Below are 20,624 nucleotides of genomic sequence, written 5' to 3'. Positions count from 1 at the left end.
CTCCTTTACTTGAATTAATTTTATTCCCATCATTACGCTATAGACCGACGCTTTTCAGTCAAGTAGCGAGCCGCTTCCTTCGCTAAGCTTTTCTTCCCTAGAGTAGCCGCCTTTCGCACAATTGAATGAAATTAACTCTCTTAGTAAAACTAATCAATTATTCCTTTCACTCATTTTAGATTAGTTGAGGTTTAAGGAATTTTTGCTTAGCTTAATGTGTTTTTAGTGTAGTTGAATCAGTTCAATAATTCAAATTCTTCTTAAAACTTGTACTAACTTTATTATGTATGGCATATATACCGAATAAGCAAAAAAAAGAGAGCAGGTGATGGGAATCACTGCTCTAAAGGGGGAAATGAGAATGTTGCTGTGTTCATATTAACTATTCCCCAGTAAATGCATTTTTAAACATCTAATCTAAAAAGTTTTACTCTGAATACTGAAACAAATCATCCTGATCTTCTTCTTCTAATGTTGTCTGTCTATAATAAGTATTCATTAACTGATCTAATCTGCGACTCAGTTGAATGGTTTTTGCATTCTGTAACCCGTTTTCAACACCAGAGCGAATCATCATCTCACGAGTTTGTTCCATTTGTTTCAAGAGTAGATTGACCATTCATACAACCCTCCAACATACAAATAATCATACCATTATTATACATTTATATTTCATTTCTTACAGCATTAAGTTACGACAATGTTCGACAAAATTAACTTCTAGGAATTTCCAAATAAGTGTATATTATAATCCCATTTTGCTTTGCTTCACCTCTAAAATGTTTAAATAAGGGGTGTTTCACTAATACTTCACGAAACTCATAAAATTGGTCTTTAGTAATTTCGATACTTTGTATTTCTCCTTCCTGTAATTGTTTAAGCATATTTTCATATTGTTCCATTTTTTCTATTCCCTTCTCTTTCCTTATTTTGTGTATTAAATTATGAATTATTCAAAAAAAGCTTTACGTTTTCCTTTTTTTCATGCAAACTGTATATTATTAGTCGATGAAGGAGCTGACTGTCTGTGAAAATAGCTGAAGTTGGAAATATTATCGAGTTTAAAAATGGTTTGCAAGGTATTGTTGAAAAAGTAAATGAAAATTCGGTGATCGTTGATCTAACATATATGGAGAATTTTGATTCCCTTGAAATTGAAGAGAAAACGGTCGTCAACCATAAACGTTACAAAATCCTATATGCAAGTGAAGCTTAATATTCTGAATAGTCCCTTTTTGTCTTAATAGATGATAAGGGACTATTTTTTTGGTAAAATTAAAGTATGGAGGTCGAATTATGCAAACAAATTCGAAACAAACAATAATACTTCTCCTTTCTTTATTATTCGTTTATGGCATGCTTGCTTTCACATTTGCTAATCCAGCTGTATTTTGGTACCTTTATGCATTTACGCTGCTCGTATGTATAGCTATTGCTATTCTTTCAGGTACGATTGAAGATCAATTACCTACTTGGAAATTTCTAATTTTCGGCATAGGATACGGTACAATCACATATGGCATTATACGTTTTGGTTATTGGCTTGCTCCATATATAAATGATCGGCTAGTAGTAACAGTGAAAAAGTTTTTAACTGTTTACGGTCCACAAAATATTTGGCACTATATTTTACTTGTGTTCATTGTCGCCATTGGCGAAGAGTTATTTTGGCGTGGCTACGTACAACAGCAATTGAAGCGTTTTATGCGCCCTGTTTTAGCAGTTGTTGTAACAGCAATTTTATGTGCCATCTCGATTGCATTTAGTGGTTTTAAGCTAGGTATAATCGCCGCTCTTGTAACAAGCCTAATTTGGGGCTTTATTTATGAATGGCGCAAGAGTATGCCTTTAGTTATTGTGGCCCATGTTGTTTTTGTTCTACTATTGTTTTTAGTGTTACCATTAACATCATAACAAAAAAAATTGGAAACATTTTATCTTTTATTAGCGTTTAATATAGAAAAGGAGGGCTTTTCATGCAAAAAAAATTATTTTCAATGCTTGCATTATTACTAACAGCTGTTGTTATCGTGGGGTGTAATACCTCTGATAAGACAGAACAATCAGATGCTGAACAAAATGAACCAGCGAACTCACAACAACCATCTGAAAATGAAACTGCAGGCGATGACAAGCAAGAAACGCCTACATCAAATGATGCAAATACAGACACACAGGCTAAACCAGAACAAGAAGTGAAATACGTTCAAAAAGGCGTCGACAAAAAGGAAACAGCAACTGAATCTGATAGTGTTGATCAGGGCTATAAATTCCAACAACTACCTGGATTCACTCTTTCTCAAGAAGAACCAGGAAAAGACATGTTAGTATCAAATGCTGATGATGAAGTATTTATGCGTATTGAAACAACAAATGCTTCTGAAACAAGCTATGATGCAGTAAAAACATCTATGCAAGACTACATGAATGCAGTCGGAGGACCAGTAGCATTATCTGCTGAAGAACTTTCTGCATTTAAGGATATTAAAAATATTGAGGGCTATGTTGTAGACTTTGATACCGAAAAAGTAGTTGGCGTAGTATTTGAAAAAGATGGACTCATTACAAAATTAACAATTCATGATAATGATGAACAAGATTTAACTGCTGCAATGCTTGCAATGGCAGCTACTATTTCTAAAAAATAATAACTATTTTGAAAGGCCTTAGAATTCATTCTAAGGCCTTTCTTTTATTCATCAACAAAAAACATAGGGTAGCATTGTTAATCCCTTAAACGGACTTCCAAACAGGCAAAAATAGCTATTACATTCGATTCCTTACAAAAAACAACGTTAAGTTCCTTTTTAAAATACTATATTTGGGCATAGAAAAAAGAATCGCCTCAAAATCCATTTGAGACAACTCTTTTTAATAAGACAAATCTTTAATTGATAGCCCTAATTTTTTTAATAAGCCTATCGTTTGATCTTTTTCCTCGACTGATAATGCACTCATCAATTCATGTAAATGTTGCTCATGCTTTGGAAATAATTCGCCCATAAACGCTTCACCTTCCGCGGTAATTTCTGCATAGGTAACGCGACGGTCTGATGGACAGGAAACCCGTAAAAGATAGCCTCTTTTTTCAAGCTTATCAATTACATACGTAATAGACCCACTGGCAAGTAATATTTTATTGCCGATTTGCTGTAATGGTTGTCTCCCTTTATGATACAGGAGTTCTAAAACTGCAAATTCAGTAGGATTGACACCATTTTCTTGAAAAAAATGGCTTGTCATCTCATTTATTGCTTTATGGGCACGGGATAATACTATATATAATTTTAAAGTTTGTTTTAAATCTTCTTCTGACGTCATAGCCTAGTCCTCTCAATTCGCTCTTTATACATGTCATTATAGCGACTTTTGAAAAGCATTGTCAAAAGCATTCAATGATAGCGCACTATTGAAATAATTTTTACTGTATTTAGGTTACTAAATAAGCAGAATCCTTCGCCGAAACATCTAACGGGTCCAATTGATTGAATGTGTAAACTGGGAACTGCATATGGAAGCATGTCCCCTTCTGCACTTCACTTTGAACACCAATTACACCTTCATGCTCTTCGATTACCTTTTTCACGAAAGCAAGGCCTAGTCCTGTCCCTGTTGATTTCGTCGTGTAAAAAGGTTGGAATAGGTTTTGGATTGTTTTACTATCCATTCCACTTCCTTCATCTTTAATCATTAACTCTACAATCGTACAGTCAATAACATTCATCTCAACCGTAATTGTGCCACCATTATGCATAGCTTCCATCGCATTTTTAATAAGGTTCATAAATACTTGCTTTAGACGATTTTCATTGCCACCAATATACACTTCAGTAGCTGAAGGTATATATTGAATCATAATTTTTTTCATCAAAGCGTCAGGTAACATAAATTCAATCACTTGTTTTACAATATGATCTAATTCGATTAATTCTACCTTCATACTTGTTGGCTTGGACAATACTAATAATTCGGACAAAATTTGCTCCATCCGTTGTAACTCACTATCGATAACAGATAAATACATGCGTGATTCCTCATCCGCATTCAGCTTTAATAATTCTGTAAAGCCTTTTAAAGAAGTTAATGGATTACGAATCTCGTGTGCAATACTTGCCGCCATTTGACCAACTACATTCAACGCTTCCTGATGCTCCACTTTATGCTGCAACTGCTTTTTCTCAGTTTCATCATTAATAACAGTGACGATAATATTGTTATACTCATCGAAAACACTTGAAATTTCGTAGTAGCACGTTCTACTTACTTGTGTTTCATCAACGACATGAATAATGGCATGTTTTTCGCCCATCAATTTGGATAAATATGTTGTAATTTGTCCATTCTTCATTGTAAATGAATCAAATATATGTTGATGCGCTTTATGAAGAAGCTGCGATTTTTCTATTTTCAAATACATTTCTGCATATTTATTTAAACCAAGAATAATCCCACTCGCATCACTCACAATAACAGCATAGGGTAAATGATCATATGCACTGAAGGATTGTGATCGTTCTTGTTCCTTACTCACATACAATTCAATTGCTCTGTCATTATTGATAGTGGATAGCTGTGCGACTATTTCTTCTGTGTTTGGATCATAGAAACATTTAAAGGACATCATTTCTAGATCATTGTTATTTTTACGAATATTAAATATTTCTTCTGATCTTAACTCACATTGTAGTTCCTTAACGAACTTAGCCCACTTAATATTGGATGGCTCGTCCATTGTTATATAACCTTTAAATGATGAATTAAGATTAAAAAGTTTAATAGCTGCCTCATTACAATTCAAAATTTTCCCTGATTTATTAAGAATAAGTGTTGGTGACGAAGTACTTTTCATAAGATTTCCAAAACATTGATTTATATCATTTTGCTTCAACTTTCTCACCGAACCTTTCAAAAGAGTAAAAAACCTCTCATTCGAATTTTGAGCCTTTACTATACTTTATGACTGTACGATTCTATTATTACAAAATTTAGTAAATTTAAGTATTTAAAATTATTTCACGAACCGTTCACAAAATAAATAGGTCTAAAGGATTATATTGTTTGTCAGCTACTTGACTGTTACAATTAGAAGTTGAAAGGAAGATTAATGCATGAATACTATTTTAACTACTTTAAACGCAAAGTATATCCACACAAATTTAGCACTGCGTTATTTAAAATGTGCTGCTTTACCTGAATACAATCCAGTAATTGCAGAATACACAATTAAAGACCCTGCATTTAATATTGTATCAGATTTATTTCAAAAAAACCCCGATATCGTAGGATTCAGTTGCTATATTTGGAATATTGAAGAAACAATACACGTTATTAAAATGTTAAAAACGGTTTGTCCAAATGTTAAAATTTTGCTGGGGGGACCTGAAGTATCATACGATGTCCATCATTGGTTACGTCGAATTGAAGAAGTTGATTTCATTGTCATGGGCGAAGGGGAAACTTCATTTAAGCAGTTACTACGCCATTTGCATGGAGAAATACCTTTAGAAGATGTTCCAGGCATTTGTTACTTAGAGGACGGTAAAGTTCGAATTCACGCGCAAGCACCTAAAATTGACTTACGTGAATTACCGAGTCCATTCCGTTTTGAAGAAGACCTTCCACATCTAAGCAAACGAATTCAATATATTGAGACGAGCCGAGGTTGTCCTTTTAGCTGTCAATTTTGCTTATCTTCTATTGAAGTAGGCGTACGCTATTTCAATAGAGAAAGTATAAAAGAAGATATTCGTTATCTAATGAATAATGGTGCGCGCACTATTAAATTTGTCGATCGTACATTTAATATTAGCCGTAGCTATGCGATGGAAATGTTCCAATTTTTAATAGACGAGCATAAGCCAGGCGTAGTATTCCAGTTTGAAATTACTGCTGATATAATGCGCCCCGAAGTCATTCAATTTTTAAATGATAATGCCCCAAAAGGACTTTTCCGTTTTGAAATTGGTGTTCAATCTACAAACGATCTAACAAACACGCTTGTACAACGTCGTCAAAACTTTGAAAAATTAACGCGTACAGTAACAATGGTCAAAAATGGTGGAAAAATAGATCAACATTTAGATTTAATTGCTGGACTGCCAGAAGAGGATTATAGTAGCTTCCGACAAACATTTAATGATGTTTTTGCTATGCGTCCTGAGGAATTACAGCTAGGCTTTTTAAAGCTATTGCGTGGTACAGGTCTTCGTATGGAGGCTAAAAAGTTTGGCTATACCTATGTGGATTTATCTCCTTATGAAATCTTTTCGAATAATGTATTAACCTTCGATGATATTGTCCGTATTAAACATGCAGAAGATGTACTTGAAAAATATTGGAATGCTCACCGTATGGACCATACAATCGAATATTTAGTAACAGAAGTATTTGATACACCATTTGATTTCTTCCAAAACTTTGGAACTTACTGGGAGACAAAGGGCTGGTCACGTATTGGTCATCAGCTAGAAGATTTGTTCCGCCGTTTACTTGAGTTTTTAGAAACTGTGGAAAGTGCTAATTTACAAATTATCCAAAGCTTAATGCAGCTTGATTATTTAAAGGCACAGCAATTCCAACCACGTAAATTATGGTGGAACGATCGCCCAACTGAAGTTCAACAAAAAGCACTTTACACAGCTCTACGTGAAAATCCTAACATTGCAGGTGAAGAATTTGCCAACTTGAATTTGACTGAAAAAGAATTGTTCAAGCATACACTTATCATCCCACATAACTTGGATTATCAAAATTTCTCAAATGGCAAAATTGTACAAAAAAACGGCTATCTTTTAACCTACTTCCGACACGGCCAAGAACCGTATTTTGCAACAATCCATTCAGTTTAATAAAAAAACGCTATTCACTTGAAATTATTCGAGGAATAGCGTTTTTTTATTTTTGAAACTAAATTAATTCGATTTTTTAACTAATCCCCTATCCTTCGCATTACGAATCAATTACAAATTCCACCGACTGCCACTAACTTTTGATGCTAGTAATGGATTCACAATCACATTAAAATCATTAGTACAAATTACTTAAAATATAGTTATTGACAACAAGTTCTTATTGCCTATCAAACAGCATTTTTAATCAGGAAATATTTTGTTAAATTTTCTAAATTTTTAGATATATATTCAACAAATTTGCTGTCTGACTAATAAATGCTTATTCAGAACGATTTCTAAACCTATATTTATTCTTTAAAATTGCACAAAAAAACAGTCAGACATCCTAAAATAGCCTATCAATTCTTAGCTACTAAATCGAATTATAGTTTCGTATTCTTTATATTTTTCGTTTAGCAAATCAACATACTTCAATGGTCTTCTACCTAAAAAATTGCCAGCATCTTCTTATATATTAAATATTAAATACAATATAATAGAAGAAAGTCATAAAATAGATTCTCTTTTATTGCAGTGAAAGTACTCGATTTTCTCATTTTAGAAGATGACAATTTGAATACTATGAACGAGGAAACCAAGGTGGCATGGAGCGCTATTTTGCTCTGTTTAATATTACAAAGTACGTTTTACTACCGAAATTAGCAAACCTAATGCCTCACTATCTGTCATACTGCTTACTCGATCACTATGATCTATTTTCATAATACCTCGTTTGTGTGTCTCTTTTAATAAGTCCTTTAATTCTTGTTTAGCTGTGCTTGTAAGTGTCATAGTTAAGTTCTCCTTTTGTTCCTTTTTCGTAACTGGGTTCACCGCTGCTTTTATCCTTTTCAAAAAGCTGTATTAGATGTCCCTCAGTTCTAGTACAAGGTGGTAATTTCTCTTTCTCCACGCTTAATATGATGTACCCACACACTTACCCAACTAAACTTTTTTTTTAGTAATATTGCTACTGAATTTTCATCCAATAGCGTAGAAAAATTTTAATGGTTTACCCCAGACTGTCGACCAGCTCATAGCATTAGATCACTGCTGTAGACTACCACTACGGGCGGTGCTTTCCGCTCCAATCTAGACTTAAGCTACCGCACGACCCGTAACGGAAGTCTACATGTATTTGGAATATCAAGGAAAGACTCACCATGCCTAAACAAATAAATTTTTTGACTACAATATCAAAGGGGGCAAATTAATAATTTGCCCCCTTAAAAACCTCTATAACAATGTTTGTAAATGTTTATCCAATAATAACTCGTTCTTTCGGATAATGGAATTTGGATTTTTTACCTCTTCCGCCTCCACCAAGTGAATACAGGAAGGAAATTAAACCAACTCGTCCTATGAACATTAATATGATAATGATGATTTTACCTACAACCGATAAATCTGAGGTAATCCCTAAAGACATTCCACATGTTCCGAACGCAGATGTAATTTCAAAAATAATTTGTATTAGTGTCGCATGTGGCTCTGTAATAAGTAAAATGATTGTAGCCATTAGCACCATAAAACAAGCTACTAAAATAACGACAAACGCACGGAAGACATCAATTAAATGGATTTCACGTCCGAAGATTTGAATATCTTCTCTACCCCTTGCAAACGTAATTAAAAATAATATTGCAATGGCGAAGGTCGTCGTCCGTATCCCGCCCCCAACTGAGCTTGGAGAAGAACCGATGAACATTAAAAAGCTCATAAAAATATCTGTCGCCTCACTGAAGGATGTTACATCATAAGTTGTAAGTCCCGCTGAGCGTGTAGATATAGAATGGAACATTGCGGAAAAGATAGCTTCATGCCAAGGCATCCCTTTAAATGAATGGAAAGACTCAAGCAGTAAAATAACGAGTGCCCCTACAACAAATAAAATTGCATAAGTAGTTGTCGTTATTTTTGTAAATAAGCTAAAACGGAAATTAGCATGCCGATTAAGTAAAAATGTTTTTATCTCGACTAGCACCGGGAAGCCAATTGCTCCTAGCACAATCAACACCATTGTTATTAATTGAACAAAATAATCATTATGAAATGGCAATAAACTCATTCCAGTAATATCAAAGCCCCCGTTAGTAGTAGCTGATATAGAAGCAAAGACACCATGAATAAGAGCTTGTTCAAATGTATCGAAATAATTCGTAAAATGCGCAGTTAAAATAATAGCTCCTGCTAATTCTATGCCGATTAAGATTTTCAATATTTCTCGAATTAATTGGACAACGCCAGATAAATTATACTGATTATGATCGATCATAATTAGCTGACGTTCTCGCATCCCAATTTTTTTCCCTACAAGCAACCAAACAAAAGTACCCAGTGACATAATACCAATCGCGCCGAGCTGTAAAATAACAAGTACCATGACGAGTCCAAATGTTGTATAGGTCTCAGAAATATTAAACGTTGTTAAGCCAGTTACACTTACAGCACTTACCGCAGTAAATAAGCTATCTAATAAAGACACTTTCACACCCGCTTGATGAACGCCGGGAAGTCGTAACAATAGGAAGGAAATTGCTATTGCTATGAAATAATAAGACACTAGTGCCTGAAACGGTGTGATTAATTTATTAGATGATTTTTTCCAAGGCACCTCATCAACTCCTTCCACTCATGATGCCAAGATAGATATTAGTATAGAAAAAATCTATAAAAAAAGAAAGAGGCTGTTTTAAACAGGATAAAACTATCCACCTTGAGCTATTTAATCGATATAAAGCAAAAATCCGCATACACTTTCGCAGGAAAAAGCAAGCGCACATGACTCAGTTAGTGTTGCGAGCGATACGCTCGTGCCTTGCCCGCAGAAAGCAATGCGGATTTAAAAATAGTTTCTTTATGCTTATAAAAAGTTACAGGCTGTTATTTTGTTTGTTTTTTATTACGTACTCCTACTAAATAACCGACAAATGCAATACCAATTAACACAATCCAGAATGTTAATTCCCAGCCTGTTGAATGAGGGAATTCTTTAGGTAATATACCCACTTTTTCATGAGCTAATGTTAGAACAACAAGTTTTACCCCAACCCAGCCAACAATTAAAAATGCAGCAGTTTCAAGTGAAGGATAGTCGTTTAAAACTTTCACAAACCATTGCGCGGCAAAACGCATCATTATAACACCGATAAAGCCACCTAATAGCATAATAATAAATTGTCCACCATTAATGCCACCAATATCAAAATTACCTAAGTGTGGAAGCGTCACAGCAATAGCAACTGCAGCAAGCATTGAATCAATCGCAAATGCTATATCGGCAACCTCCACTTTTAAGACAGTCATCCAAAAGCCAGATCCCTTTTTCACAGCTGTCTCATCATTTTCGTCTTCCTCATCTTTACCTTTTCTCAAGTCATAAATATTTTTAGCTGACATAAACAATAGGTAGGCTGCTCCAACCGCCTGAATTTGCCAGTAATTAACTAATACTGTAATAACAAAGAGCGCAGAGAATCGGAATATTAATGCTCCAAATAATCCGTAAAATAGTGCCTTTTTTTGTAGATCAGGCGGTAAGTGTTTAACCATAACAGCCATTACAACTGCGTTGTCTGCTGCTAGTAATCCTTCTAATACAACTAGTACAATCAGTACCCAGCCATATTGTAATAATATTGCTTCCATCCTCTGTTCCTCCTTTAAACTCTGTATACCCAAAATTGCGATCATTTACTAGTCAAATGCAAAAGAAAAGACCCCTGCCTGAAAGAAGGCAAAGGTCTTGCTAAGCAAATTGTATTTGTCACTTCTCTCATTACAGGTATCGGCATTGCACCTTTTTCAAAGTAACAACATTTGCTATCACACCCGATGGTAAATACCATGTCTTGACGAATGTGAAATCAGATGCATCGCTCGCATCTGCTAGCTACTCCCCTTTAACAAAATGTCCAAGGATATTTCTTTTGTTCGTTTATTATAGCACTATCATTTAAAGCTGACAAAGAAATCCATCATTATTTAATTTGAATATGATAGTTTTTATCGTCTTTATGTGCTAGATAAAAATCCACCATCTTCGGCATTGTTTGTATAAAATCAGGACATGTAATATTTCCTTTTTGTAAAATAGCAACCGCTTCTGCTGTATCAAAGACAGCATTCCAAGTTAAATAATCTAAAGATTCTTGTTCAACACCTAGCAACTTTCGAATGAAAGGTACTTTTAATGATTTTTTTGCTAACGACAAAGGAAAACGTCCTTTAGGATAATGACCCGTTAATAATTTTACCATTGTGCGATATACCTCTTGTACAGGATGTGGGTTCGGATCTGTTAAATGTAGCGTTTTGCCTTCCGCACTCTTCTCATCCACTATATAAGTTGTTGCATTTATAATATAATCAACCGGCACAACATTAATAGCTGAGCTCGACAGCCCTATATAAGGTATAACCGGTAAACGTTTTAATTTATTCACCATATTTAAAAAGAAATATGGTCCATCAAATTTAATCGTTTCCCCAGTCTCTGAATGTCCTCGTACAATTCCTGGTCTAATAATCGTAATAGGAATCTCAGACTTTAAATCTTCTACACGATGCTCTGCCTCATATTTTGTTTCCTCATAATAGTTTTTAAAAGCAGGAGGTCGAATTAATTCATTTTCACGTAAAACTCCTTCACGTAGCCCAGCAACATATGCTGTACTAAAATACATATACCGCTTTAAATTTGGAAGTGTACGTACAAAATCATTTACCATCGCTGTCCCATGTACGTTGACCTTCCAAGCGATATCTCTAGGAACCGCTAAATCATAAATAGCTGCTAAATGCCAAAACACTTCAATTTGAGGCAGTAATTCCTGTACTACTTGATTTGGCATCCCTATATTAGGTAGTGTAATGTCCCCTTCGACAATCTGTATCGTACAATGAGGATAGTCCAATTCTATTTTGCCTTTTTCAACAGTTGCTTTTGGTAACTCCCCTGCTAGCACAATTGCAATAACCTTTTGCGTTTTATTTTTTTGAAATAGCTCTCGAATTAATTGACTTGAAATGAATCCAGGAAAACCCGTAAAAAAATGAACACCCATATCTCATTTCCCCCTTATACTTAAGGCAATTTTCTAGTTTCTTTATCCATTAAGCTATAAACAGCTGGCACTATATATAATGTCAGCAAAGTCGAAGTAATAAGCCCACCAATTACAACAATGCCCATAGGCTGGTTCATCTCGGTACCTTCACCAATACCCAGTGCAAGTGGTAGCAAACCTAATATTGTTGTTAATGCTGTCATTAAGATTGGACGTAGTCGATCCTGTGTAGCAAGTAAAATCGCATCATATGACTTCATGCCAAGCATCTTTTGCTGATTAATATAATCGACAAGCACAATTCCGTTATTCACAACAATGCCAACGAGTACCAAAATACCAATAACAGATGTCACACCAAGTAGTGTTTTTGTAGCAAACATTGCAATCGTAACACCAATAATCATAAGTGGTACCGTAAACATAATAACGAAAGGATATTTAAATGACTCAAACTGCGCTGCCATTACAATATAAACAAGCACTACAGCCAAAGCAACGGCTAAAAGCATGTCATCAATTGCACTATCATAAAGCTCTCGATCGCCACTAAAAACAACTTGCGTTTCAGAAGGTAAATTAGCTTTTTCAAGAGCCTTATCGACCTCCTTTGAAATACCACCTAGTGACTCCTTCGCTGTATAATCAATGAAAAATGCAACTGCAGCAGCTTGATCAGAACGTCTAATGGATACTGGCCCTTCTTGTATAGATACGTTAGCGATTTCATCAAGCTTAACAAATAGACCTGCAGGAGAACGAATCTCCATTGCCTTTAAGGACTCAACACTTTCATTAAATGCCTGTCCAAAGCCTGTATACACCGATAACACAGCTCCATCATCAACAATCATTTGCGTTGTCAGCTGTCCCTTTGTCATTTGATTAACCGTTTGGGCTATTTGTGCCGGTAAAAAGCCGTAATCCTTAGCTTTTTCTCGATCTACTTCAATTTGAATTTCTTGAACTGTATTATCTAAATCTGTCATTACATTTGTGACAACGTTAATGCGCTTTAGCTCTTGCTGAACTTTTCCAACTGACTCTTGTAACCGTCGTTCATTTGAATCGGTTAATCGGAATGTTAATGTATTTGGAGATGAACCTGACGATGTAGAAACATTAAATGTAATTTCAGCTTGCTCTCCTAGCTCATTGTTTAAATCCTTTTCTACCTCTTCAACAAATTCAAAAATTGAGCGTTTACGATCTGCAAGTGGGACTAGCTTCACATAGATTTCCGCTCGATTTGCAGTTGTTTGTCCACGAGATTGCGACTGCTGCGTACCGCCAATTAGGCTAACATAGACGTCAATATCTTGCTCTTCTTTTAAACGCCCCTCTATTGCTGCGACAACTTCTTCCGTTTTTGTTACTGCAGCTCCTCTGTCAAGATCGACACTAATAGACGCAAAACCTTCATCGGTTGCAGGTAAAAATTCCGTACCAATTCTCGATAAACCAAACACCGATAAACTAAAGAGGATAACAGCCGACAAAATGACCAATAAACGATGCTTTAATACCCAAACAACGGATGCATTATAGTGCTTATAAAAGGATGATGCTTTTCGAATTTCATTTATATTTTGGTCTTTCATTTTTAACAGACGACTTGCCAACATTGGTACAACGGTTAATGCTACTAATAGTGAGGCAATTAAACTGAAGGAAATCGTAAGTGCAAATTCAGTAAAGATTTGCCCGATTAAACCTTCTATAAACATTACTGGAATGAACACAGCAATTGTTGTCAATGTAGATGCTGTTATTGCTAGCGCTACTTCCTTAGTGCCTTGCATTGCTGCTTCTATTGGTTTCTTACCAAGCCCTAAATGTCGTTCCACATTTTCAATTACTACGATTGCATTATCAACGAGCATCCCAATGCCTAATGCTAGCGCACCTAATGTCATAATATTGAGAGTGAAATGAGCAAAATACATTAAGACAAATGTGACGATGACAGAATAAGGTATAGCAATACCAATGATAATTGGGCTTTTCACACCTCGTAAAAAGACAAATAGCACAAGCATTGCAAATAAGCCACCTAATAGTAATGAAGTCCCAATGTTACTTATCGCTAAATTCACATAATTACCTTGATCTACTAATATGTCTGCTACTACACCTTTATATTGTTCCTGTGCTAGTAAGTCATGTAAGGATTGTTGGAACGCTTTTGAGACTTCAGCAGTATTTGCCCCAGACTCTTGCAAAACGGACATTAATACGGCTGGATGGTCATTAGCACGCGTTTCTGTTAAAGATTTTTGCTCCGCACGCTCGACGGTCGCTACATCTCCTACCGTTAATGTTTGACCATCTATCGGATTGACGGAGACAATTAAATCCGCAATATCTTCTGGTTTTGTTAACGTACTAATAATACGTGTCGTCAACATTTTGCCATCAGCAGTTAATACAGGTTCTCCAGGCAATGACACATTATTCGTTTGAATGATTTGGATAATATCAGCTTGGGTTAAGCCTTTTGCAATTAATTTCGATTCATCCAATGTTACTTGTACTTCTTCTACAAGCTTGCCGGATACATTTACACTTGCAACTCCTTCAGTACGACGAAGCTCTTTTTCCAACGATTCCGCCAATATACGCACGTCCACCTGATCATTTTCTGCACGTAAAGAGAGCTGAATGATTGGAAACTGTGACGGGTCAAATTTTAAAAAACTTGGCTTTTGTGCATCATTTGGTAGCGGTGTCATATCGATTCGCTGTAAAATATCGAGTTGAACCTCGTCAATATCCGTTGTCCAATTAAACTCTAGTACAATTAAATTTGAACCTTCCTGAGAGGTGGATTGAAGTTTTTTTATGCCTGGCAAGGTGGCCAATGTCGCCTCTAAAGGTTTCGTTACCTTTTCATTTACTTCCGTAGAGCTCGCACCCGGGTAGGAGGTAACAACGACACCAATGGGTGGATTTAATTCGGGAATTAAAGTGATTGGTATTTTTAACAATGATACGCCACCTAAAATAATTATTAGTAGCATCGAAACAAGTGTAAAAACAGGCCTTTTTATCGAAAAGTTGCTAATGTTCATTGTATATACTCCTTTTCTTTCTCTTCTTTCCTATGATAGCCGAAAAGGAGGATTTTTTATAAATTAATACATTTTATTGAAACAATTTCATCCTAAAAAATAAAATTATTCGCATCATTACGCTACAGGCGGACACTTTCCGTGGGCAAGCACCGAGCCGCTTCCCTCGCTACGCTCAGTCCAGGGTCTCGGTTCGCTTGCTTTTCCCGCTGGAGTCGCCGCCCTTCTGCTTCATTGAAATATTCATTATTTCCCAAGAAAAACTATAACCATTTCCTTATATTGTATATATTCTACATCAAACTCTTATTTTCCTTGTAAAAAAACACGAATCGATGAAATGTCGATTCGTGTTTCTTTTTATAGAAGGCTATATAATTTGATGTTTTCGTTTTTATCTGAGAACCAACGCATAGCAAATTCATTTTCAAATAGGAAAACAAGATTGTCAAAGCGGTCTTTTACAAGCATTGAACGACTTGAAGACATCGATTCTTTTACATCTTCTTCATTTTCAATCCAACGTGCCATTTTTGAACCAATTGGTTCCATTCTTACTTCAACATTGTATTCATTTTTCATGCGGTGCTCAAATACTTCAAATTGTAATTGACCAACTGCACCTAAAATAACTTCTTCTGTGTGAAGCGTTTTGTAATATTGAATGGCACCCTCTTGCACTAATTGTAAAATCCCTTTATGGAATTGCTTCGATTTCATTACGTTTTTCGCTGTCACGCGAACAAATAGCTCTGGTGTGAACTGCGGTAATTTTTCAAATTGGAACGTTTTCTTGCCACCTACGACAGTGTCACCAATTTGATATGTGCCTGTATCATATAATCCAATAATATCTCCAGCCACCGCTACATCAACCGTTTCACGGTCGTCAGCTAGAAACTGTGTAGACTGTGTCACTTTAAAAGATTTACCTGTACGAGATAGCGTCATATTCATACCGCGCTCGAATTTACCAGATACGATACGTACAAAGGCAATACGGTCACGGTGTGCTGGGTTCATATTGGCTTGAATTTTGAAAATAAAGCCCGAAAACTCTGGATGCTCAACAGGGTCAATGAACTGCTCATCTTCTGTAATACGAGGTTGAGGTGTTGGAGCAAATTTTAAATAAGTTTCAAGGAATGTTTGTACCCCAAAGTTTGTTAAAGCCGAACCGAAGAACACAGGTGTTAATTCACCGCGGCGGATTTTTTCTTCTGAATAGGCATTACCTGCCTCATTAAGTAGCATAATGTCATCCATCGCTTGTGAGTAATATGAAGTGACTTTCATCGGATTGTCAACTGCTAACTCACCATTCTCATCGATTGGTAGGAAACGTTCTCCCTCTTCAGTACGGAATTGCTCAATACGTTTGTTATAACGGTCATAAATACCAAGGAATTCTTTCCCCATACCGATTGGCCAGTTCATTGGGTAGGCTTGAATACCAAGCACTTCTTCAAGCTCTTCGATTAGCTCAAGTGGCTCTTTCCCTTGACGGTCTAATTTATTGATAAATGTAAAAATTGGAATACCGCGCATTTTACAAACTTTAAATAGTTTTAATGTTTGTGCCTCAATCCCTTTAGCAGCATCTACAACCATGACAGCACTATCTACAGCCATTAATGTACGATACGTATCCTCAGAGAAATCTTGGTGTCCTGGTGTATCCAAAATATTAACGCGAGAACCACTATAATCAAACTGCATAACAGAAGATGTTACCGAAATACCACGTTGTTTTTCAATTTCCATCCAGTCCGATGTTGCAAATTTCCCTGTTTTCTTACCTTTTACTGTACCTGCGTCACGAATCGCTCCGCCAAAAAGTAAAAGCTTTTCCGTAATCGTCGTTTTCCCAGCATCTGGGTGGCTGATAATAGCGAACGTACGGCGTGCTAATATATCTTTTTCTAAATTTGAAGTCATCTCTTCATTCTCCTTTTTTCATACCTACTAATAATAAAAGAAGTCTAGCCCTTCGTACAACCTTTTTACATGAATTCACCAAAAAGAAAACCCTTTAGTCACTACTAAAAGGGTTCAGACTGTCGATAAAAAATATTTTATTCATTAAATCATATACAATACGTTTAAATTTTGTGCGAGTGTAGAAGCCTCCACTACGCGGACTTGCAAGGATGTGCTTGTCAGAAGAAATATCTTCTTGCACAAGCTGTTCCCCTTAATCCCTTAAAATGTTGTTACACAAATTAATTTAGACAAATTTTAAGTGTCCAGCCTCTATAGCAATTTCTGCATCACTATGTGGATATTTCGTATTTTCAATAATTTGATAATCTTCATGTCCTTTACCAGCAAAAATAATCATATCCCCTGGTTCAGCTACTTCTATTGCATGACGGACTGCTTCTGCGCGGTCTCCAATACATGCATAATTTTTATGCATCATACCTTTAGCAAGATCGCCTGTTATACTATCGTAATCCTCATAACGTGGGTCATCTGTCGTTAAAATTACATAATCTGCTGCAGATGCTTTTTCAGCCATTGCAGGGCGCTTAGATTTATCACGATTACCACCTGTGCCAACTAAGAAAATAAGCTTACCTTTTTTATATGGCGTAGCTGCAGCAATTGCCTTTTCAATAGCATCCGGTGTATGCGCGTAATCGACAAAAATTTGCACCGGCAAATCGGAGCATACTTTTTCCATACGTCCTTTTACTGGTGGTAATTGCTCTATCTGTTCAATAATTGCTTCCATTGAATAGCCTCTGCCATAAAATGCAACCATTGCAGCAAGAACATTATAAATATTGAACTCACCAAGTAAATGCATTTTTACAGGAAATATTCCTTCAGGCATAACTACATCAAATGAAGTCATGTAATCATGGTACTCGCAGTTAATAGCACGGAAATCAGCTGTCTCATTGTTTAATCCATAAGTCCATACTGGGAACGGTGTCATTGCTGCATAGCGTTCTGACCAAGCATCATCTGCATTGAGCACAACTAGTTTATTTTTTTCTAAGTCTTGTCCAAGTTGAGAGAATAATAAGCCTTTTGCATTCCCATATTCCTCCATCGTACCATGGAAATCAAGATGATCATGAGTAAGATTCGTAAAAATTGCAACATCATAATCAACACCAGCTAAACGACCCAGTGCTAATCCATGAGAAGAAACCTCCATTGTCATTAAACGACAGCCTTCCATTTTTGCACGGAAAATCATTTGTTGCGTCGATAATGCATCACTTGTGGTATTTGCAGATTCATATAAAATACCATTTAAATTAAAACCAATTGTTCCTGATAATGCAGATTTCTCGCCCATACCGTGCATGATATTTTGAATAATACCTGTTACAGATGTTTTACCATTCGTCCCTGTTACACCAATCATTGTCATATCTTTTGAAGGGTAATCAAAAAACTTAGCAGCTAACAAACCAACTGCACGATCTGTATCCTTCACAACAACTTGTGCAATCGCATCAGCTAATGGTAGTTCTCGTTCTGTGACAACAATAGTTGCACCACCCTCAACAGCTCTTTGCGCATAATCATGGCCATCCACTGTGTAACCTTTAATACATACAAACATGCTATTCGGTTGCACACTTCGAGAATCAATAACAATATCCGTCACTTGGTTCGGTAACACGCCAATTATTTTTTTCAAAGGTAATGCACTTAACAATTCCTCTGCATACATTTCATAGTCCTCCAATCAATCTCAACATTCATTTCATCATTCCTTGTTTTTCGACAAAAAAAGACAATCTGAATACCCCCACTTACCTAATGAATTTATTTTACTACTTATTCGCCTAGAAATGAAATGCCTCACGAAACGTTTTTTAAATGAAAACGCTACCATTTTAAAATTTAAGTTGGATTTTTCCTATCTTATCAAAAATCGGCATTTATCGACAACAATGAATCATGTATGATTGGAATATCGATTAAAAATTGAGGTGCTAAATATGCAACAATTGGAATTATTACGTATGCGCAATGAGATTATCTTGCTATTTTATGTGACAGCTATTTTTGCCTATGGAGTGCTCATTATGTTAGATCTCTATAGTAGCCTCGAAGTACTGATCGGTGTGTTGTTAATAATCTCTCTACCTTTACTAGCTGGTAAAATTTTAAAAATTAAACCAATTGCAATGCAATGGGTAATAATTATTTCAGGCAATATAGCTATCGTTTATCTTAATATTTCTAGCATTTCCTTAACTAGTTTTATTTGCTTTATTTTCTATATATTATTAATAACTATTTACCAATCAATAAAATTGAATACTATTATTAGTATTGTTTCTTTGTTGGAAATTATAGCTCTTTCTTATTATCACCGAATTTCCAGTGAATTCATTGTACATCCACGGTATTTCGAAACATTTATTTTTGTTGTACTGTTACTCACTATTGTAGGTTGGATTCAATCTCGCCATTTACAACATTTCTGGTATCGACTAAATGAGATGAACTTACAGAAAAAACAAGAGTTGCTTTCGCAAGAAGCCTATTTGCATTTGTTTTTCCAACATGCGAATGATTGTATTGCGGTTTTTAGTTTAGATAATCGCGTCATTGATGTAAACCCTGCTTTTGAGGAAGTATATGGTTGGACAAGTGCAGAAATTGTTGGCAAGAGCATCCCTCTCGTCCCTCCAGAAAACGTTTTGGAAGCAGAACAACGCTATGCAAGTTTATTAGAAGGAAAAAGTTTTAAACTGTTAGAAACACAAGATATGCGAAAAAATGGTACAGTTTTCGATGTCGAAATTTCACTCTCGCCTATCTATGACCGCACAAACAAAATGGTAGCTATTTCTGCTATTTCACGCGATATTTCTTATAAAAAGGAAAATGAACAACTTTTACTACAATCAGAAAAGCTAAAAATGGCAGGCGAAATAGCAGCTGGGGTAGCACATGAAATCCGTAATCCTATGGCGGTTATATCAGGTTTTGTTCAAATGATGAGTACGGAAAAAGATTCAACCTGTTACGCATATACCGAAATAATTCAATCGGAAATCGAGCGTATTAATTTAATTATTGGTGAATTTTTAGTACTTTCCAAGCCTCATGTTGAACAATTAAAAATCGTATCGATTGACGACGTGATTAACAGTATTAGTCAACTATTCCATCTCGAATTTCAAAAACACAACATTATCTTTTCACTACATATCGTCAGCGAAAATAACAAAATTTTAGCTAATGAAAATCAGTTAAAACAAGTATTCATTAATATTATTAAAAATGCTATTGAAGCAATTGAAGCACATACAACGGAAGGAGAAATCATTATTTTCATTGCTAAGGATTCGGAAGGATTAATTATGGTGACGATTACAGATAATGGTATTGGAATGTCTGAGGCACTGATTAAACGTATTTTTGAACCTTTTTATACGACCAAGTCAACAGGAACGGGTCTTGGCATGCTCATAACAAATAAGATTATTCAGGAACATGGCGGCACTATTGCTATTGATAGCAAGTTAAACTATGGTTCAACAATAAAAATAAAACTACCGCCAGCAGAAAACAATGAGGTTGGAGGTGTCTAAAAGGATAAACAAGACACCTCCCTC

The 20,624-nt window shown here is 35.7% G+C and carries 16 protein-coding genes; 5 read left to right on the top strand and 11 right to left on the bottom strand.

Going from position 1 to position 20,624, the window contains the following annotated elements; translation table 11 throughout:
* Positions 1–427: 427 nt before the first annotated feature.
* Positions 428–619, bottom strand: a complete 192-nt coding sequence (locus ACIQXJ_RS00605; protein ID WP_024362260.1) for an aspartyl-phosphate phosphatase Spo0E family protein — start codon at positions 617–619, stop codon at positions 428–430.
* Between the two features lie 94 nt (positions 620–713).
* Positions 714–902, bottom strand: a complete 189-nt coding sequence (locus ACIQXJ_RS00600) for a hypothetical protein (protein WP_401009676.1) — start codon at positions 900–902, stop codon at positions 714–716.
* Between the two features lie 125 nt (positions 903–1,027).
* Here ACIQXJ_RS00600 and ACIQXJ_RS00595 point away from each other — a divergent pair, with 125 nt between their 5' ends.
* From ACIQXJ_RS00595 to ACIQXJ_RS00585, 3 genes are all read left to right on the top strand, one after another.
* Complete coding sequence (locus ACIQXJ_RS00595; protein ID WP_024362262.1) at positions 1,028–1,216, top strand: YkvS family protein; 189 nt, start codon at positions 1,028–1,030, stop codon at positions 1,214–1,216.
* Positions 1,217–1,296: 80 nt separating this feature from the next.
* A complete protein-coding gene (locus ACIQXJ_RS00590; RefSeq protein WP_401021332.1) occupies positions 1,297–1,914 on the top strand; it encodes a CPBP family intramembrane glutamic endopeptidase in 618 nt (205 codons plus the stop codon).
* Between the two features lie 62 nt (positions 1,915–1,976).
* On the top strand, positions 1,977–2,648 hold the full coding sequence (locus tag ACIQXJ_RS00585; protein ID WP_403048522.1) for a hypothetical protein: 672 nt from the start codon (positions 1,977–1,979) through the stop codon (positions 2,646–2,648).
* A 223-nt stretch (positions 2,649–2,871) separates the two neighbouring features.
* Here the strand turns inward: ACIQXJ_RS00585 and ACIQXJ_RS00580 are convergent, their stop codons facing one another.
* Positions 2,872–3,321: a MarR family winged helix-turn-helix transcriptional regulator gene (locus tag ACIQXJ_RS00580; protein ID WP_403048520.1), complete on the bottom strand. Its 450-nt coding sequence runs from the start codon at positions 3,319–3,321 to the stop codon at positions 2,872–2,874.
* A 109-nt stretch (positions 3,322–3,430) separates the two neighbouring features.
* Complete coding sequence (locus ACIQXJ_RS00575) at positions 3,431–4,849, bottom strand: PAS domain-containing sensor histidine kinase (protein WP_403048519.1); 1,419 nt, start codon at positions 4,847–4,849, stop codon at positions 3,431–3,433.
* Positions 4,850–5,108: 259 nt separating this feature from the next.
* Here ACIQXJ_RS00575 and ACIQXJ_RS00570 point away from each other — a divergent pair, with 259 nt between their 5' ends.
* Positions 5,109–6,848: a B12-binding domain-containing radical SAM protein gene (locus tag ACIQXJ_RS00570; protein ID WP_403048518.1), complete on the top strand. Its 1,740-nt coding sequence runs from the start codon at positions 5,109–5,111 to the stop codon at positions 6,846–6,848.
* 675 nt (positions 6,849–7,523) lie between these two features.
* On the opposite strand, the gene ACIQXJ_RS00565 is transcribed toward ACIQXJ_RS00570, so the two are convergent.
* From ACIQXJ_RS00565 to ACIQXJ_RS00535, 7 genes are all read right to left on the bottom strand, one after another.
* The gene (locus tag ACIQXJ_RS00565; protein ID WP_401009685.1) at positions 7,524–7,682 is read right to left on the bottom strand and encodes a hypothetical protein; all 159 of its coding nucleotides are present in this window, start codon (positions 7,680–7,682) and stop codon (positions 7,524–7,526) included.
* Positions 7,683–8,148: 466 nt separating this feature from the next.
* Positions 8,149–9,504 carry a TrkH family potassium uptake protein gene (locus ACIQXJ_RS00560; protein ID WP_340826180.1) on the bottom strand — a complete coding sequence of 452 codons (1,356 nt, stop codon included), beginning with the start codon at positions 9,502–9,504 and terminating at the stop codon, positions 8,149–8,151.
* A 269-nt stretch (positions 9,505–9,773) separates the two neighbouring features.
* On the bottom strand, positions 9,774–10,538 hold the full coding sequence (locus ACIQXJ_RS00555; protein WP_401009688.1) for a TerC family protein: 765 nt from the start codon (positions 10,536–10,538) through the stop codon (positions 9,774–9,776).
* Positions 10,539–10,870: 332 nt separating this feature from the next.
* Positions 10,871–11,956 carry an SDR family oxidoreductase gene (locus ACIQXJ_RS00550; protein ID WP_403048516.1) on the bottom strand — a complete coding sequence of 362 codons (1,086 nt, stop codon included), beginning with the start codon at positions 11,954–11,956 and terminating at the stop codon, positions 10,871–10,873.
* A gap of 20 nt (positions 11,957–11,976) precedes the next feature.
* Entirely contained in the window at positions 11,977–15,030 is a 3,054-nt protein-coding gene (locus ACIQXJ_RS00545) for an efflux RND transporter permease subunit (RefSeq protein WP_403048514.1), read from the bottom strand.
* A gap of 360 nt (positions 15,031–15,390) precedes the next feature.
* Positions 15,391–16,968: a peptide chain release factor 3 gene (locus ACIQXJ_RS00540; RefSeq protein WP_403048512.1), complete on the bottom strand. Its 1,578-nt coding sequence runs from the start codon at positions 16,966–16,968 to the stop codon at positions 15,391–15,393.
* A 289-nt stretch (positions 16,969–17,257) separates the two neighbouring features.
* The gene (locus ACIQXJ_RS00535; protein WP_403048510.1) at positions 17,258–18,724 is read right to left on the bottom strand and encodes a UDP-N-acetylmuramoyl-L-alanyl-D-glutamate--2,6-diaminopimelate ligase; all 1,467 of its coding nucleotides are present in this window, start codon (positions 18,722–18,724) and stop codon (positions 17,258–17,260) included.
* 271 nt (positions 18,725–18,995) lie between these two features.
* Between ACIQXJ_RS00535 and ACIQXJ_RS00530 the strand changes: the two genes are divergently transcribed.
* A complete protein-coding gene (locus tag ACIQXJ_RS00530) occupies positions 18,996–20,600 on the top strand; it encodes a two-component system sensor histidine kinase NtrB (protein WP_403048508.1) in 1,605 nt (534 codons plus the stop codon).
* Positions 20,601–20,624: the final 24 nt, after the last annotated feature.

This window comes from Lysinibacillus sp. NPDC097868, from assembly GCF_044761135.1.
In the GTDB taxonomy this organism is placed as follows: Bacteria; Bacillota; Bacilli; order Bacillales_A; family Planococcaceae; genus Lysinibacillus.
The sequence above is the reverse complement of the archived record's forward strand: the minus strand, read 5'-3'. Positions and strand labels throughout refer to the sequence as shown.

What these genes read in the sequence shown, in the direction of transcription:
- ACIQXJ_RS00535 (WP_403048510.1), bottom strand. Translation starts at nt 18,724, where the DNA reads ATGTATGCAGAGGAATTGTTAAGTGCATTACCTTTGAAAAAAATAATT.
- ACIQXJ_RS00545 (WP_403048514.1), bottom strand. Translation starts at nt 15,030, where the DNA reads ATGAACATTAGCAACTTTTCGATAAAAAGGCCTGTTTTTACACTTGTT.
- ACIQXJ_RS00565 (WP_401009685.1), bottom strand. Translation starts at nt 7,682, where the DNA reads ATGACACTTACAAGCACAGCTAAACAAGAATTAAAGGACTTATTAAAA.
- ACIQXJ_RS00580 (WP_403048520.1), bottom strand. Translation starts at nt 3,321, where the DNA reads ATGACGTCAGAAGAAGATTTAAAACAAACTTTAAAATTATATATAGTA.
- ACIQXJ_RS00570 (WP_403048518.1), top strand. Translation starts at nt 5,109, where the DNA reads ATGAATACTATTTTAACTACTTTAAACGCAAAGTATATCCACACAAAT.
- ACIQXJ_RS00540 (WP_403048512.1), bottom strand. Translation starts at nt 16,968, where the DNA reads ATGACTTCAAATTTAGAAAAAGATATATTAGCACGCCGTACGTTCGCT.
- ACIQXJ_RS00550 (WP_403048516.1), bottom strand. Translation starts at nt 11,956, where the DNA reads ATGGGTGTTCATTTTTTTACGGGTTTTCCTGGATTCATTTCAAGTCAA.
- ACIQXJ_RS00530 (WP_403048508.1), top strand. Translation starts at nt 18,996, where the DNA reads ATGCAACAATTGGAATTATTACGTATGCGCAATGAGATTATCTTGCTA.
- ACIQXJ_RS00585 (WP_403048522.1), top strand. Translation starts at nt 1,977, where the DNA reads ATGCAAAAAAAATTATTTTCAATGCTTGCATTATTACTAACAGCTGTT.
- ACIQXJ_RS00555 (WP_401009688.1), bottom strand. Translation starts at nt 10,538, where the DNA reads ATGGAAGCAATATTATTACAATATGGCTGGGTACTGATTGTACTAGTT.
- ACIQXJ_RS00600 (WP_401009676.1), bottom strand. Translation starts at nt 902, where the DNA reads ATGGAACAATATGAAAATATGCTTAAACAATTACAGGAAGGAGAAATA.
- ACIQXJ_RS00590 (WP_401021332.1), top strand. Translation starts at nt 1,297, where the DNA reads ATGCAAACAAATTCGAAACAAACAATAATACTTCTCCTTTCTTTATTA.
- ACIQXJ_RS00575 (WP_403048519.1), bottom strand. Translation starts at nt 4,849, where the DNA reads ATGAAAAGTACTTCGTCACCAACACTTATTCTTAATAAATCAGGGAAA.
- ACIQXJ_RS00605 (WP_024362260.1), bottom strand. Translation starts at nt 619, where the DNA reads ATGGTCAATCTACTCTTGAAACAAATGGAACAAACTCGTGAGATGATG.